Source organism: Kitasatospora sp. NPDC127060, assembly GCF_042724935.1.
GTDB lineage: Bacteria > Actinomycetota > Actinomycetes > Streptomycetales > Streptomycetaceae > Kitasatospora.
The window spans coordinates 40,699-57,346 of the sequence record NZ_JBHXEG010000018.1 but is presented as its reverse complement, the minus strand read 5'-3'; the positions used below and the strand labels follow the sequence as shown (position 1 = coordinate 57,346).

9 protein-coding genes and 1 pseudogene are annotated in these 16,648 nt (G+C 70.1%); 8 read left to right on the top strand and 2 right to left on the bottom strand.

What is annotated here, in order from left to right; translation table 11 throughout:
* Positions 1-17: 17 nt before the first annotated feature.
* Positions 18-329, top strand: a pseudogene (locus tag ACFWIS_RS13400) (transposase); the annotation flags it as partial.
* Positions 330-604: 275 nt separating this feature from the next.
* Here the strand turns inward: ACFWIS_RS13400 and ACFWIS_RS13395 are convergent.
* Entirely contained in the window at positions 605-3,409 is a 2,805-nt protein-coding gene (locus ACFWIS_RS13395) for a glycosyl hydrolase family 28 protein (RefSeq protein WP_380453539.1), read from the bottom strand.
* Positions 3,410-3,854: 445 nt separating this feature from the next.
* On the opposite strand from ACFWIS_RS13395, the gene ACFWIS_RS13390 reads away from it, so the two are divergent.
* From ACFWIS_RS13390 to ACFWIS_RS13365, 6 genes are all read left to right on the top strand, one after another.
* On the top strand, positions 3,855-4,853 hold the full coding sequence (locus tag ACFWIS_RS13390) for a LacI family DNA-binding transcriptional regulator (RefSeq protein ID WP_380453624.1): 999 nt from the start codon (positions 3,855-3,857) through the stop codon (positions 4,851-4,853).
* Positions 4,854-4,928: 75 nt separating this feature from the next.
* Positions 4,929-7,880: a glycoside hydrolase family 2 TIM barrel-domain containing protein gene (locus tag ACFWIS_RS13385; protein ID WP_380453537.1), complete on the top strand. Its 2,952-nt coding sequence runs from the start codon at positions 4,929-4,931 to the stop codon at positions 7,878-7,880.
* Positions 7,881-7,954: 74 nt separating this feature from the next.
* Complete coding sequence (locus ACFWIS_RS13380; protein WP_380453535.1) at positions 7,955-9,274, top strand: ABC transporter substrate-binding protein; 1,320 nt, start codon at positions 7,955-7,957, stop codon at positions 9,272-9,274.
* Positions 9,275-9,374: 100 nt separating this feature from the next.
* The gene (locus tag ACFWIS_RS13375) at positions 9,375-10,355 is read left to right on the top strand and encodes a carbohydrate ABC transporter permease (RefSeq protein ID WP_380453532.1); all 981 of its coding nucleotides are present in this window, start codon (positions 9,375-9,377) and stop codon (positions 10,353-10,355) included.
* Complete coding sequence (locus ACFWIS_RS13370; protein ID WP_380453530.1) at positions 10,352-11,221, top strand: carbohydrate ABC transporter permease; 870 nt, start codon at positions 10,352-10,354, stop codon at positions 11,219-11,221. Before ACFWIS_RS13375 ends, ACFWIS_RS13370 begins: the two co-directional genes overlap by 4 nt.
* A 46-nt stretch (positions 11,222-11,267) precedes the next feature.
* Positions 11,268-12,767 carry an alpha-N-arabinofuranosidase gene (locus ACFWIS_RS13365; protein WP_380453528.1) on the top strand — a complete coding sequence of 500 codons (1,500 nt, stop codon included), beginning with the start codon at positions 11,268-11,270 and terminating at the stop codon, positions 12,765-12,767.
* A gap of 459 nt (positions 12,768-13,226) precedes the next feature.
* On the opposite strand, the gene ACFWIS_RS13360 is transcribed toward ACFWIS_RS13365, so the two are convergent.
* A complete protein-coding gene (locus tag ACFWIS_RS13360) occupies positions 13,227-15,935 on the bottom strand; it encodes a beta-L-arabinofuranosidase domain-containing protein (protein ID WP_380453526.1) in 2,709 nt (902 codons plus the stop codon).
* Positions 15,936-16,272: 337 nt separating this feature from the next.
* Between ACFWIS_RS13360 and ACFWIS_RS13355 the strand changes: the two genes are divergently transcribed.
* Positions 16,273-16,437 carry a hypothetical protein gene (locus tag ACFWIS_RS13355; protein WP_380453524.1) on the top strand — a complete coding sequence of 55 codons (165 nt, stop codon included), beginning with the start codon at positions 16,273-16,275 and terminating at the stop codon, positions 16,435-16,437.
* Positions 16,438-16,648: the final 211 nt, after the last annotated feature.

Below are 16,648 nucleotides of genomic sequence, written 5' to 3'. Positions count from 1 at the left end.
CGGTATTCGAGGGCCTGATGGCCATGGTGGCGGGCAGGTTCGCCGGGGTGGAACCGCGCCGCCGGGCACGCGCCTTCGTCCTTGGCCTGCTCGCGGATCTGCCGAGGAAGAACTGCTGGACGATCGCAGAGCGGGATGCCAGTCCGGCCGGCATGCAGCACCTGCTCAGCCGCGCTTCCTGGGACGCAGACCAAGTCCGCGATGACGTCAGGGCCTTCGTCGTCGACCAGCTCGGGGAAGAGGACGCCGTGCTGGTCGTTGACGAGACCGGTGACCTGAAGAAGGGCGTCCACAGCGTCGGGGCGCAGCGCCACTGCACCGGCAACTCGCCTTCTACCGCTGTTACTCGCCCCGCCCCGTCCCACTGAGCACACTGGTCAAGGAGGCCTACCCCCGGCAGGGCCACCCCCAGGTGGCCCCCGGAGATGATCCGGAACGGCTCACCGTCGAGGGTGAGGTCGTCGCCGTCGATCTGGAGGACGGGCATGGAGTGCTCCTGAGGGAACGGGGCCGCGGCGAGGGCCGGTTCCCGTCCAGAGGACATCCAGGGGGACCGGCCTCGCCGCGTGCCGCGGTCGTCGTGTTCTCGGCGGGATGCGGTGGTCTACGGGTTAACGGTCAGCGCGGGCACCATGTCGGCGGTCGCGTTGGTGAGCTTGCCCGGGCCGGTGGCGCCTTCGGAGCTGACGAAGCGCAGCTCGTGTCCGGTGCCCGTGTCACCGACGGCGAGCAGGAGCGTGGACTGCTTGGCCGTGACGGCGTTCTGGACGAAGGCGGTGATGTCGACGGTGATGTCGCGGCCGTCGATGGCGTTGCCCTGGTGGGTGCCGCCGCCCTCGGGGATGAGGGTCGGGCCCAGGGTGAAGGTGGCCGACCTGGCGACGGAGGAGGTCGTGGCGGTGAAGCTGGGCCGGTTCTGCCAGGTCATCGTGGTGACCGGGCAGGAGGTGCCGCCGCCGGTGCAGGTGGTGTCGCTGACGGGCTGGAGGAGTAGTTGGTCGGTGTCGGTCGACGGGACCGTCGAGTAGCGGTGGCCGACGTAGGTGAGGTGGAGCGTTGCCTGGCTGGGCGCCTTGCTGAGGTTGCCGAGGGGGAACTGGAGGTAGGAGAGCTTTCCGTCCCCGGTCCCGGTGGTGTACCGCTCACCCATCAGGCCGACCCCGGTGTTGCGAGTGATCAGGGTCAGGTCCGAGGAGTTGTTCGTGCTCTGGTCGCCGCTCCACGCGCCCACCCAGGTGTCGCCGCTGGTCACGGCGCCGGGCTTGACGTTCCGGGTCTGGCCGGCGGCGTCCGTGTAGGTGGTGGTCAACGTGCCGATCCCGCTCGTCGTCAGCGGAAGCTGGCTGGTGTACTCGACGGGCTGGCCGGCGACGCGGATGTTGTTCAGCGTCACGTTCGTGGCGCCGTTCAGCGGGCTGCTGCTCGTGTTCTGCCGCGAGAACCACACGTTGTCGAGGCTGAAGGTGCCGATCGGGGCCCTGGTGTACGTGTACGCGTTGCCCGACCCGTCGGGGTTGGGGGCGAAGCCGTAGGTCGCCTGCTGGTCGGCGGTGATGGTCTGGGTGGATCCGTTGCCGCCGTTGAGCCCGATCGGTCCCTGGGTGAACCGGGAGGTGTCGATCGAGCTGTTCCTCACCACAATGCTCTGGATGCGCGGGTACGGGTTGGGGCCGTTGTGCACGAAGATGCCGCCTGCCAACGGGGACACGGAGTTGAAGTTGTCGAACGTGTAGTTGGTGAGCTGGTATCCGTACGGGCTCCAGCCGATGCGGATCGCGTTGCCGGCGGCGACGGCCCAGTTGAGCGTGTTGCTGACCGAGATGTTCTTCGAGTCCTCGATGTCCCAGTGGTAGGAGTTGAACCCGAGATCCGCGGCGACGGCGTCGTGGGCGGCGACCGCGTTGACGTAGCCCTGGACGTCGGCGCCGGCGGTGCCGAGCTGGAAGTTGTTCCACACGCCGGAGGCCAGCGGGGTGAATCCGTCGCTCGGGTTGTAGTGGCCGGAGGCGAACGCGTCGTCGTTGCCGAGGGTGAAGACGCCGTTGGCGGTGATGTCCTGGCCGCCGGCGAAGTCCGTCCCGTCCACCCACGGCTGGCGGTACGGGGTGAGGGCCTTGATGTTGTTGAACGTCACCCGGTTGGCGCTGTGGGTCTCGTAGTTCCACTGCTTCGCGTTGCGCTCGTAGGTGTCGTTGAACGTGATGTCCGACGAGTGCATCACCATGACGCCGCCCTGGTGCTGGCTGCGGTAGGCGTCGTGCAGGTCACCGCTGCTGGAGGCGTTGTAGTTCGCCACACCGTTGCCGTCGAAGACGCCGCGACCGTCGATCTCGATGTTGCTCGCGTTGACGATCCCGATCGCCGGCTCGAACGCCTCCATGTACGCCTGGACGCGGTTCTTCAGCAGGGCACCCTCGTCGGTGTAGACCTTCAGCTTGCCGCCCTTGAGCTTGCTGCCGTCCAGGCCGTTGACCAGCAGACCGGACCACACGTACGTGCCGTTCGGGAAGTAGAGCGTGTTGAGCGCCGTGGGGTTGGCCTTGATGGTGTCGAGAGCGGCCTTCAGGGCGAACGTGACGTCGTCGGCGGCCATCACCCGCACCTTCGGGTACCGCACGTTGACGCTGCTCGCGCTCACCAGGCTCCCGGCCGAGGCCTGCTGACCGGCGGGGACGGCGGTGCCGTCGACGGTCCTTCCGGCCATGGAGCTCGTCGTCGCGGCGGGGGCCTGCTGAGCCGCGCGGTTCGGGTGCGCCGCGAGGTACTTCCCAGCGAACTCCTGGAAGTTGAGGACACCGGTCTGGAGGTTGACGCCGGAACCGTCCGACGCGCTCGTGGTGTCCGGACGCTGCGCCGGGTCCTCCAGGGGGTCGTTGACGACCGCCAGGTAGGGCTGTCCCGTCGCATTGGTCGAGTCGCCGTTGACCATCACGATCGCCTGGTTCAGCCCGGCGGCGGCCGACATCTGGAACGTCAGGGTGTGCTTGTCCGTGCTCACCGAGACGCTGCCGGCCGGGTAGTAGCGCGCCGGGTAGACGTTCACCGTGTCGATCGTCGTGCTGGGCAGCGTGACCGTGACCGTCGGCGTCCGGGAGTCCGACGCGAAGCGCGCGATGTCGAAGTTGTGGCCGTTCTCGGTGTACTGGACAGCCTGGACGGGCGTGCCGGCAGCCTGCACCTGGAACTTGGTGGACGCCACGTCCGGGGACGCGCTCGTACCGCCTCCCACTCCCGTCGGTGCGTAGGTGTGGACGGTGGTGGCGGCGTGTGCGGGGACGGCACCGGTGAGCAGGAGGCTCGCCGCCGTGACGGCGGCACTGGCGGTGGCTGCGATGAGGCGGTTGACGCGCGAGTTGCCCCGGGGCGAAGCGGGGGTGGTGTCGGCTTCGTTGCCGGCCGGTCGGATCATGCCTGTCTCTCCTCAAGACGAGACCTTTGCAGGTCTGTTCAGGCTCTCGCCGCTCGCTGAGGGCGGGGCGGAGCGCTCGCGACGCCACAGCCGAGCTGTGGCGAGTGGGGGTGTCGCGACCGAGAGGGCCACCACGGCGCACCCAGGTGAGGTGGCGCGCGGCGGACGTGGAGTGGCGGTTTGTGCGGCGGGCCAGGCTGACCCCGCACCGTTGACCGATCCATGTGACCGGTGTGGGCGGGATGTTAATGGCGCATTTCCGGCGCCGTCAACGGATGGCGCGGATCCCGGGGCTGTAACAGGCGCGACGTGCGCAGTTCTCATCCCGTTCCCATAACGGCTGGGTCACGACCTCTTGCCGACTCCTTGTCCTCGCGAACGAAGCGGACCTACGCTGACGCCACTTTCGTGGATCGATAAAAGCTCTGGAGTGCTCGTGGTGACAATGGCGGAGGTGGCCGCTCGGGCGGGAGTCACCAAGCAGACCGTCTCCAACGTGGTGTCCGGCAAGAAGGTGCGGCCGGAGACCCTGGCGAAGGTCAACACGGCGATCGCCGAACTCGGCTACAAGCCGAACCTGGTGGCGCGCTCGCTGCGCACCGGCAGCACCTCGACCGTGGGCCTGTTCGTGCCGTCGGTGGCCAACCCGTTCTACTCGGAGGTGGTCGAGGAGGTGGAGAACGTCCTGGTCAGCCGCGGCTACAACCTGCTGCTGGCCACCACCCGCGACGATCCCGACTACACCCGGGCCCACTTGGAGAACCTCGCCGCGCGCTCGGTGGACGGGTTGCTGGTCGCCGGGGACAACGGCGTCGGCCAGCAGCTGCCGATGCTCACCGCGGCCGCCTTCCCGGTCACGCTGTTCGCGTGGGAGGGCGAGCCGCCGACGACGCTCCCGGTGGTGTCCATCGACTACGAGCACGCCGGCTTCCTGGCCGGGCGCCACCTGCGCGAACTCGGCCACCGGAACGTCGCGGTGATCGCCGACCTCCCCGCCCACACGTTGCGCGTCAGCGGGCTGCGCCGGGCGTTCGCCGCCGACGGGCTGGCCATCGACGACAGCATGGTGTTCACCCGCACCAGCGACGACGCCGCCGGCGGGTACGCCGCGGCCTGCGCGGCGCTGGAGGCGGATCCGCAGCTGACGGCGGTCTTCGCCACCCACGATGTCCTGGCCTTCGGCGCCATCGAGGCGGTGGTGCGGTCGGGCCGGCGGGTCCCCGAGGACGTCAGTGTCGTCGGCTTCGACGACATCGCGCAGGTCGGACGGATCGAACCGGCGCTGACCACGGTCACCTTCCCCAAGCGCGAGATGGCCCAGCAGGCCGTCGAACTGCTGTTGCGCGCCGTCGACTCCGGTCGGCCGCCGACCAACGTCATCTCGCTGCTGCGCCCGACCCTGACCGTCCGGGCGAGCAGCGCCCCGCCGCGAGCGACCGCCTAGCACCCGAGCCAGCAGCAGGTCATGCCGAGCAGTGCCCGTGACCTCGACGAGTTCCGAGAGGAAGCACCTCCACCAATGAACGACCCCAACGCCTACGTCGAACACCGGTCGCCGGGCAGCGGACGGCTGCGGCCGCGCGCAGCGTTCGCCTCCGACCTGCCCGTGATCGCGCTCGACGGCGACTGGAGATTCCGCCTGGCGTCGGGGCTGGACGACCTCACCGGGGACCTCGCTGCACCGGACTTCGACGACACCGGGTGGGACCTGCTCCCCGTGCCGTCCAGCTGGCAGATGACCGGTCTGCCCGGCGAGCCGCGGTACGGCTCCCCGGCCTACACCAACATCCTCTACCCGTTCCCGGTCGACCCGCCGCGGGTACCCCGGCAGAACCCGACCGGCGAGTACCGCCGCGCGTTCGAGGTCCCGGACGGGTTCCCGGCGGCGACGGCCGTCCTCCGGTTCGAGGGCGTCGACTCCGCGTTCGCGGTCTGGCTCAACGGTGTCCGGCTCGGCGACGGCAAGGGCAGCCGGCTGACGACCGAGTTCGACGTCTCCGCCGCTCTGCGGCCGGGGCGGAACGTGCTCGCGGTCCGCGTGCACCAGTGGTCGTCCGGCAGCTACCTGGAGGACCAGGACATGTGGTGGCTGTCCGGCATCTTCCGCTCGGTCACCGTGGCCGCCCGTGGTGTCGAGGACTTCTTCGTCCAGGCCGGCTACGACCACACCACGGGCCGGGGCACCCTGGCCGTCGACGTCACCGCCCCGACCCCGGTGTCGCTGTCGGTGCCCGAACTCGGCATCACCGCCGTCGACCCGGCCGGACCGCACGTGATCGACGGCGTCGAACCCTGGTCGGACGAGCACCCGCGCCTGTACTCCGGCGAACTGGTCTCGGCGGCCGGGGAACGGATCCCGCTGCGCATCGGCTTCCGCACCGTCGCGGTGGTCGACGGGGTCCTGACCGTCAACGGCCGGCCGATCTCCCTACGAGGCGTCAACCGCCACGAGTGGCACCCGTTGACGGGGCGGACCCTGACCGAGGACACCATGCTGGCCGACGTGCTGCTCATGAAGCAGCACAACATCAACGCGGTGCGCACCAGCCACTACCCGCCCGACCACCGCTTCCTGGACCTGTGCGACGAGCACGGACTGTGGGTGTTCGGCGAGGGCGACCTGGAGACGCACGGCTTCGAACCCGGCGGCTGGCGGCGCAACCCCAGCGACGACCCCGCCTGGCGCGAGGCCTACCTGGACCGGACGGCGCGGCTCGTGGAACGGGACAAGAACCACCCCTCGATCATCGTCTGGTCGCTGGGCAACGAGTCCGGCACCGGAGCCAACCTCGCCGCCGCGGCCGCCTGGATCCGGCAGCGCGACGACAGCCGCCTGATCCACTACGAAGGCGACTGGGCGAGCTGCTCCTACGTCGACCTGTACTCCCGCATGTACATCGGCGTGGACGAACTGGCCGCCGTGGGCCGCGGCCAGGAAGCCCCGACCGCCGACCCGGCCGACGACGCCCACCGCCGCTCCCTGCCGGCCGTGCTGTGCGAGTACGGGCACGCCATGGGCAACGGCCCCGGCGGGCTGTCCGAGTACCAGGAGGTCATCGAGGCGCACCCGCGGCTGTCCGGCGGCTTCGTCTGGGAGTGGATCGACCACGGGATCGCTCGGACCACCGAGCACGAGGCCTCCTTCTACGCCTACGGTGGCGACTTCGGGGAGGAGGTCCACGACGGCAACTTCGTGGCCGACGGTCTGCTGTTCCCCGACCGCACGCCGTCGCCGGGCCTGGTCGAGTTCAAGAAGGTGATCGAGCCGGTCCGGATCCACCTCGACCCGACGGCACGGCAGATCGTCGTGCACAACCTGCACCACGACCGCGAGAGCGGCTACCTGGACTTCCGGTGGACCGTCGAGGACGGCGGCGAGCCGGTCGGCTCCGGCAGCCTGACCGTCCCCGCGACCGAACCGGGCGCGACGAGCACCGTCGAGTGGCCCGCCGACCTCGCCGCCGCGTGCGACTCGGCGCGCAAGAACGGCTCGGGCCAGGAGGTGTGGCTGACCGTCACCGCGGCGCTCGCCGCTGACGAGAGCTGGGCCGCGGCCGGCCACGAGATCTCCTGGGGCCAGGGCCTGGTCGTCCCGGCGAGCCAGCCCGTCCCGTCCACCGCGGTGGCGGCGACCGTCCACGACGGGTACCTCGCCCTGGGCGCCGCGCGCTTCGACGCCCGGAGCGGTCTGCTGGTCCGGCTCGGCGACCTGGAACTCGACGGTCCGCGGCTGGACATCTGGCGGGCCCCGATCGACAACGACCGGCTTGGCGCGTTCGCCGAGCCGCAGATCAACTCCTGGCTGGCCGCCGGACTGTACCGGATGCGCCACGAGGTCCTGCGCGTCGAGCCCGACGCCTCGGGACTCACTGTCACCGCCCGGCTCGCCGCCGCCGGCTCCGCCTCCGGGCTCGACGTGGTCTACCGCTGGACGGCTTCCGACGGGCCCGGCGGGGACGGGATCCGGCTCCGGCTGGACACCACCGTCACCCCCGACGGCGCCTGGCCGGCGCCGCTGCCCCGCCTCGGGGTCGCGATGTCGCTGCCGGGCACCGACGCCGAGGTCGAGTGGTTCGGCCCCGGTCCCGGCGAGGCCTATCGCGACTCCCGCGCCGCCGCGCGGGTCGGCCGCTACCGGTCGACCGTCTCGGCCATGCAGACCCCCTACGTCCGCCCGCAGGAGAACGGAAACCGCCACCACGTCCGCCACGCCCGGATCACCGTCCCGGACGGCACCCTGCTCGTCACCGGCGCCCCGGTCATCGACCTGACCGTGCGGCCCTGGAGCACCGAAGCCCTGACCGCCGCGACCCACCAGCACGACCTGGTTCCCGGCGGCAGGCTCCATCTCCACCTTGACCAGGCGCACCACGGCCTGGGCAGCGCCGCCTGCGGACCGGGCCCCTCGGCACCGTCCGTCCTGGCGGCGGTCCCCACCGTGTTCGGCGTCGAGTTCAGCACCAGCTGGTAGGCGGGCCTTGCCCGCCCGCCCACCAGCCGTTCAGCAAGGTCCCCCACCCACCGTCACCAAGGGGTTTCCCTCACATGAACAGCAGCACCATACGCACCCGCAGACTCCTGGCGTTCGCCACCGTGGCGGTCCTCGCGGCCGGCGTCAGCGCCTGCAGTAGCAGCACCTCCTCCCCCGCCGGTCCGGCCGCGGAGCCGAGCCAGAACGGCCCGGTGAGCATGGAGTTCTGGGGCTGGGCCCCCGTCTACGACAAGCTCGCCGCTCAGTGGAACGCCGCCCACCCCAACGTCAAGGTCACCTTCAAGAAGATCCCGTCGGGCGGCAAGGGCGGCTACACCCAGATCACCGACGCGCTCACCGCGGGCAAGGGCCCGTGCCTGGCCCAGATCGAGTACCAGACCATCCCGTCGATGCTCGTGAAGAACGCCGTCATGGACATCACCCGGTACGCGAGCGCCGACATGGCCACGTACCTCCCGTCCGCCGTCTCGGCCACCAGCATCGGCGGCAAGACCTACGGCATCCCGGTGGACGTCGGCCCGATGGTCCTGTACTACCGCGCGGACCTGTTCGCCAAGTACGGCATCGACAAGCCGCCGGCCACCTGGGACGAGTACCAGGCCGACGCCCAGAAGGTCGCCGCCGCCGACCCGAGCGTCAAGTTCGGCACCCCGCCCGGCGACGGCAACGACCTGGCGGCCCTCAGCCTGCAGACCGGCCAGTCCTGGTACTCGACCAGCGGGAACAGCTGGACCGTCTCCATCGCCAACCCCGGCACGCAGAAGGTCGCCGCCTACTGGCAGGGCCTGAAGGACAAGGGCCTGGTGATGCCCACCGGCAACGCCTGGGACCCGCAGTTCGACAAGGCCTCCGAAGCCGACAAGGTGCTCGCCTTCGTCAACGCGTCCTGGGCCGCCTCCGGCCTGAAGGACGACCTGAAGGACCAGGCCGGCAAGTGGGCGGTCGCCCCGATGCCGACCTGGAGCGCCGGCGACAACAAGAGCGCCAGCAACGGCGGCTCGGCCACCTCCGTGCTGACCGGCTGCAAGACCCCCCGCGAGGCCGAGCAGTTCGCCGCGTTCCTGTCCTCCGACCCGCAGGCCGTGAGCACCAGCATCACCGACGGACTGTACCCGGCCTCCAAGGCCGGGCAGGACGACCCGGCGCTCGCGGCGGGCGACCCGTACTTCGGCGGCCAGAAGGTCGGCGACCTGTTCAAGGCCTCCGCCGCCCAGGTCCCCACCACCTGGACCAACGGCCCGACCTACCAGCAGGTCGAGACCGACTTCACCACCGCCATCGGCCAGGGCAGCATCCCGGACGCCGTCAACAAGGTCCAGGCCTCGACTGTCGCTGCGGTCAAGCAGCTCGGACTGTCGGTGACCGGCGGCTGAGGCTACGCGACCCCAGTCACCCCGAAGGGTTCCGGCGGACGCCCCTGCGCCGCGCCGCGGGAACCCCGCCACCGATGACGAACCGTCAGCGAGGTCACCCATGAGCAGTCCCAGCAGCACCCAGACCGCCCGGCCACCGCAGCCGGCGGCCGGGGCTCCCCGCGTCCCCGCGGCCACTCGGCCCCGGCGCGCCGGCCGCCGCCGCGCCGCCCTGACCGCGTCCGGCTTCCTGGCACCGTTCGCGGTGCTGTTCCTGACCATGATGGTCGCGCCGATCTGCTACGCGATCTACCAGAGCTTCCTCACCGTCCACCGTGCCGGGCTGTTCGGCGGTACGCAGTCCACGGGGTTCGCGGGACTCTCCAACTACACCGCCGCCCTCGGTGACCACGACTTCATCGCCTCCATCGGCCGGGTCCTGCTGCTGGGCTGCGTCCAGGTCCCGGTCATGCTCGGCCTCGCCCTGCTGCTCGCACTGCTCCTCGACTCGCGCTCTGCCCGCCTGCGCAAGACCTTCCGGCTCATCTACTTCCTGCCGTACGCGCTCCCGGGCGCGATCGCCGCGGTGATGTGGTCCTTCCTCCTGCTGAAGAGCATCTCGCCGTTCACCGGCCCGCTCTCCCACCTCGGGATCAACACCGACTTCCTGTCGCCGTCCTGGGTCCCGGTCTCGATCGGGAACATGATCACCTGGGGCTGGACCGGCTACAACATGCTGATCATCTACTCCGCGCTGCAGACGATCCCCGCGGAGGTGGTGGAGGCCGCCACGCTCGACAACTGCACCGGCTGGCGCCTGGCGTGGTACGTGAAGATCCCGCTGGTGCGGCCCGCGCTGGTGATGACCACCATCTTCTCCATCATCGGAACCGCGCAGCTGTACACCGAGCCGGCCGTGCTGGTCGGCGCGCGCATCCCGGGTGTCTCGGCGAAGTTCTCCCCGATCATGAACACCACCCTGGGCATGGACCTGGGCGGCCAGAACCTGGCCGCGGCCGAGTCCGTCGTCCTCGCCCTGGTCACCCTCGTGCTCTCGTTCGGATTCCTGAAGTACAACCAGCGCAAGGGAGCGATGGGATGAGCGCGGTCCTGGGCAACCGACCGGCACGCCGCGGCGTCGAGGTCGCTAGCAGGGTCGCCGTCAACGCGGTGCTCGGCCTGATGGCCGTCTACACACTGGTCCCGCTGTGGTGGCTGTTCGTCTCCGCGACCAAGAAGTCGGGTTACCTCTACACCGGTACGCCGCTGTGGTTCTCCCACTTCGACCTGGTCACCAACGTCAGGACCGTGCTGGGCTTCGACGGCGGCGTCTTCTCCACCTGGCTCGCCAACAGCGCGCTGTACAGCCTCGTCGGAGCCACCGTCAGCACCCTGCTGTCCGCGATGGCCGGCTACGCGCTGACGAAGTTCAGCTTCCGCGGCCGGGAGGGCGTCTTCAATGTCATCCTCGCCTCGGTCCTCATTCCGGCGCCGATGTTCGCCCTGCCGCTGTTCCTGCTCATGGCCAAGCTCAACCTCACCGACTCCTACTGGTCGGTGCTGCTGCCCAGCTGCGTCAGCCCGTTCGGCGTCTACCTGTGCCGGATCTTCGCCGCGGCGTCCGTCCCGGACGAACTGCTGGAGGCCGCGCGGCTCGACGGGGCGGGCGAGGGGCGCACCTTCTTCGGGATCGCCCTGCCGCTGATGGCCCCGGCCATGGTGACCGTCTTCCTGTTCCAGTTCGTCGGCATCTGGAACAACTACCTGCTGCCCTCGATCATGCTCAACTCCGCCTCGCGACTGCCGGTGACGGTCGGCCTGGTGCAGTGGCGCTCGGAGTTCGCCAACGGCGTACCGCCACTGGTGCCGATCACCGGAGCCTTCCTGTCACTGATCCCCCTGCTCGTCGCCTTCGTCAGCCTCCAGCGGTTCTGGCGCAAGGGCCTGACCGCCGGCGCCGTCAAGTAGCACCTCCGCCGCCCCGCTCCGCACCTCACCGGAAAGGACCACCGCAATGCCCCGCGCTCACGTCGTGCTCGACCGCCAGGCCGTCATCGCCCCCGTCCGGCGCCGCACCTTCGGCTCCTTCGTCGAGCACCTCGGCCGCTGCGTCTACACCGGGATCTACGAACCGGGTCACCCGAGCGCCAACAAGGACGGCTTCCGGATGGACGTCGTCGACCTCGTCCGGGAACTCGGCAGCACCACGATCCGCTACCCCGGCGGCAACTTCGTCTCCGGCTTCCGCTGGGAGGACTCGATCGGCCCGCGCGAGCAGCGCCCGGTCCGCCGCGACCTGGCCTGGCACTCACTGGAGTCGAACCAGATCGGCCTGGACGAGTTCGCGGCCTGGCTCAAGCTCACCGGCTCGGAGCTGATGCTGGCCGTCAACCTCGGTACCCGGGGCATCCTTCCCGCCCTCGACCTGCTCGAGTACGCCAACCACCCGTCCGGCACCGCGCTGTCGGACCTGCGGATCGCCAACGGCACCCCGGAGCCGCACGACATCCGCATGTGGTGCCTCGGCAACGAGATGGACGGGCCCTGGCAGACCGGCTTCCTGAACGCCGAGGACTACGGCAAGCTCGCCGCCCGCACCGCCGCCGCGATGAAGATGGCCGACAAGGACCTCGAACTGGTCGTCTGCGGTTCCTCCAACTCCGGGATGCCGACCTTCGGCGACTGGGAGCGCACCGTGCTCGAGCACAGCTACGAGTACGTCGACTACGTCTCCTGCCACGCGTACTACCAGGAGCACGACGGCGATCTGGGCTCCTTCCTCGCCTCCGCGGTCGACATGGACTTCTTCATCGACACCGTCGTCGCGACCGCCGACCACGTGGGCCACAAGAAGCGCTCGAAGAAGAAGATCGACATCTCCTTCGACGAGTGGAACGTCTGGTACCAGAAGGAGCACGCGGAGTCCGACGAGGTCAACGACCAGTGGCGCCACGCCCCCCGGCAGCTCGAGGACGTCTACAGCGCGGCCGACGCCGTCGTCGTGGGCAACCTGCTGATGACCCTGCTCAAGCGCAGCGACCGCGTCACCTCTGCCTCGCTCGCCCAACTCGTCAACGTCATCGCACCGATCATGACCGAGCCCGGCGGCCCGGCCTGGCGGCAGACCTCCTTCTACCCGTTCTCGATCACCAGCCGCCTCGCCGCCGGCGAGGTGATCCGCCCCGCCATCGAGTCGCCGACGTACACCACGGCACGCCACGGCGAGGCACCCGTCATCGACGCCGTCGCCACCGTCGACGAGAACCGGGCCGCCGTCTTCCTCGTCAACCGCGACCTCTCGCAACCCGCCCAGGTCACCGTCGACGTCCGCAGCCTCGGCTCCTCGCGGATCCTCGAGGCGCTCACGCTCGCCGACCCGGACGTGTACGCGAAGAACACCCTCGCCGATCCCGACCGCGTAACCCCCCGCACCAACCCGAACGCCACCCTGACCGACGGCCTGCTCACCATCGAACTGCCCCCGGTGTCCTGGACCGCAGTCGCCCTCGGCTGAGTCACCACGACCGCATGCCTGGGGCGTGGTGGTGTCGCGCGAGCGGGCGAACGGGCCCACAGCAGCTTCTTCCGGGGTTTCACCATCCCTGCCGAGTGCTGCCACCACCTCGACCGGACGGAACCCGGCTGGGTGGCGCGGGCTGTCCCTCACCGCCCGGAGCGGTCAGTAGCAGGGTCGAGCCGTGGTGGAAGTCGGACAGCTCATGTGGAGTGCGGCACCGCCACCGCCAGGACGCCCGCCGCGCGGTGCTGCGGTGCGTGCGCGTGTCACCGGGCCCGCCGGGCGCCGCGCCCCCGGTCGTCGATCAGCCGCATGCCCGTTCCCGTTCCTCGGGCCCTGGACGGCAGGCCGCGATGTCCACCGCGAGCTTTCCATCCCGGACGGGCACGGGCCCACCGCGGGTTCGGCCACGTCAGGAGACCGAACCCGCGGCGTCACCCCCCGCTCGACCGATCGTCAGATGAACCGCCACAGGTGGTCGGACGCGCCGTTGTCGTCCCCCAGCACGATCTGGGCTCCCTGCGAGGCAGAGGCCCCCGACACGCCGAGGACCGGACCGGCGGCGGACTGGATGCGGAAGCTGTCGTTTCCGGCGCTGCGCAGGCGCCAGCGGTGGTCCGCGGCGCCGTTGTCGGTCCACTGGACGATCCGGGCGCCGTTGGCCGTGCCGCCGTTCTCCACGGCGAGCACCTTGCCGCTGTTGGAGTTCCTGAGTCGCAGGTAGCCGCCGGAGTCGACCACCGCGGTCCACAGGTGGTCCGCGGTGCCGTTGTCGCCCCACTGGATCACCGGGCCGCCGTCGGCGGTCGACATGTTCTGTACGCCGAGCAGTAGCCCGCTGGCCACGTTCTGGATGCGCCGGGTGCCGGTCGGGACGAACCACCAGCGACTGGTGGCCGAGCTGGTGTCAGGGGTCTGCACGGCGAAGGCGCCCTGCGCGGTGGAGGCCCCGGCGATGCCGAGCAGCTTGCCGCTGTTGACGTTCCGCAGGCCGTGCGAGCCGCCCGCCGTCGCCACGACGGTCCACTTGTGGTCGGCGGTGCCGCTGTCCGACCACTGGAGCACCGAGGCGCCGTCGGCGGTGGACATGCTCTGCACGCCCAGCACCTTACCGCTGTTGACGTTGCGCAGGCGCAGCGCGCTGCCGTCGACCACCAGCGCCCAGTCGTGGTCGGCGGTGCCGCTGTCGCCCCACTGGAGGGCGAGCCCGCCGTCGGCGGTGGACATGTTCTGCACGCCGAGCACGAGACCGCTGCCCTCGTTGAGCAGGCGGAACGCGGTGCTGTTCCGGGTGTTCCAGTAGACGGAGTAGTTGAAGCCCTGCGCGTCGTGGAAGGGGCCGAGGTTCACGGACGAGCCGCTGGCGGTCGCGGTGAAGGCGATGCCCGTGGTTCCGCTGCGGGTGATCGACTTCGGGTCGATGAGCGGGAGGGCGGACAGCGCGGTGCTGCCGTAGTTGCCTGCCAGCACGACCGGGCCGTAGGTGACCGCGGCGACGTCCGGGTCGTCGTTGGAGGCCCGGAGCGTGACCTGCATCGGGAGCTTGACGGTCACCGTGTCGCCGGAGGCCCAGGCGCGGGTGAGTGTGGCGTAGCTGCCGGGTGTGGTGGCGAGGTTCTGCACGGTGCCGTTGACGCTGACGGTGGCGCCGGTCGTCCAGCCCGGGATGCGGATGCGCATCGACCAGGTGTCGCCTGCACTGCCGGTCACCTTGAGGGTGGTGGTGTCCTCCGCTGGGTACGCGGTGGTCTGGGTGATCGTCAGGCCGCGCTCGGCCCAGGTGAGGACGGTGGGCACGAACAGGTTCACGATCAGCGTGGTGCCGTCGTGGAAGTAGGCGGAGTCCGCCAGCTTGGTGTTGGACTCCATGCCGGTGCCCTGGCAGCACCAGAAGGAGTCGTAGTCGGTGCTCCAGGTGCCGCCGCCCCAGGCCGGGCCGACCCCCCGGCGGGCGCCGGCCTTCAGCGGGGTGAAGTACGTGACGTGCCCGTGCGGATCGGCCGGGTTCTGCGCGCCGACGACGTGGTTGAGCTGGGCGCGCTCGTAGAAGTCGAAGTACGCGGCGTTGGTGGGGTCCAACTGCCAGAGCTCACGGGTGAGCTTGAGCATGTTGTACGAGTTGCAGAGCTCGCAGTTGTCGTTGGTCAGCTGGGAGGCGATCACGTTGGGGGCCCGGAAGTGCTCGGCCTGGCTGTTGCCGCCGATGGCGTAGGTGTGCGCGGTGGTGCAGAAGTTCCAGGCGTTCGTGGCGATGTCGTGGTAGCGCGTGGTCCCGGTCGCCCGGTACTCGCGGACGGCGCCGATCCACTTCGGCACCTGGGTGTTGGCGTGCAGGCCGTTCAGGTTGTCCTGGCCGGCCGCCAGGGGGTCGAACACGGCAGCGTGGTCGAAGCGTTGGGCGACCGTCAGCCAGCGGCTGTCCCCGGTTTCCAGGCTGAGGTCGGCGAGGACCGCGTTCATGCCGCCGAACTCGGTGCCCATGAGCGCCTGCATCTGGCTCTGGCTGAGCCGGCCGGTGCGCTGGTCGACCCAGCCCGCCATGGCCAGCAGGACGTCCCGGGCCTGGGTGCTGCCCAGCATGCGCCACACGTCGAGCAGGCCGGCCATGGTCTTGTGGACGCAGTAGTAGGGGACGTTGCCGTTCGTGAGCGAGCCGGACTCCAGCTTGGCGAAGTCGCTCTCGGGGAAACCGGAGAGGTAGCCGGTGGAGAACCCCGCTGCGGCGTTGTTGGCCTGGCACTTGGCCAACTCGGCCACCATGGAGGTGGCCTTGTCGCGGCAGACGGTGTCCCCCGTTCCCGCGTACGCCTGGGCCCACGCGCTGAGGAAGTGCCCCTGAACGTGGGTGCGGAAGGGGAACGACGGCGCGTCCCAACCTCCGGTCGCGGTCGCGGCGTTGGTGGACAGCTGGTGGTTCGCGCGGAAGTTGTACAGCAGCCGGTCGACGTCCACGAAACGCAGGTACGCCAGGGTCCGGTCCTGGTTGTCGCGGAACCGGCCGGCGGTCAGCAGGACCTGGCCGAGGCCGAACGGCCGGGTCGACGAGCCGACGACCTCCGCGGCCTCCGCGGCCGCCGGGGGGAGGCCGAGGCCGACGGCGGGCGCGAGGGCCAGCACGCCGGTCGCCTTGAGCAGGGTGCGGCGGTTCGGGGCGGGGGAAGACATCGCGGGATCCGGTCCTTCCGGGTGGGGGAGGAGATCAGCGCCGTATGTTAACGCTAACAAACTTGCTCTCGGGCAGCCGCCGACCTACGGGGGCTGGGGTGTGGCGTGGTGACGACGGCGCTGAAGGGTCGCCGGGTTCGGAGCGCGGCAGGTCCGACTTTCGGCAGGTGTCACGTTTATAGCTCCGGGATCCCGGCCTCGTCCAGGGGGTCGACAGCGCGGCACGGCGGGCCGGTCCCGGGCTTTGACGGCGTCCCGGTGCCTGGCGAGCGTTGACGATGCGCACGCCGAGTGCCACTCGGCCGACTTCTACGCTCATGACCACCATCCGTGGCACATGGATTTGCTCGCGCGTGCCCGGCGGACAGTGGAACTGGCGGATCTGGCGCGGATGGACGCGCATGCGCGCCGGAGGCTGAACCGCCTGCTCCGCGAGGCCACTCAGAAGGACGGTGGCGACGAGAAGGCCGCAGCCGGACCGGCGCACGAGAGTGGGCCGTGATGGTTCGTCAGGCGCGGGTGGGCGACGGGGGCGACAGGACGGACAGGCCGGGCTCGGGTTCGATCAGGAAGGCCGTGGGCGTCGTCGTCTACAGATGTGCCTCAGTAGCATTGTGCGATCCTCAATGAGTCGTACTCATTCTCCCCGAGGGCTTCGTAAGTCGACCCGGGCGACCAGTCGGGCGAGCCGCTTTCAACAGGGACCACCCCGC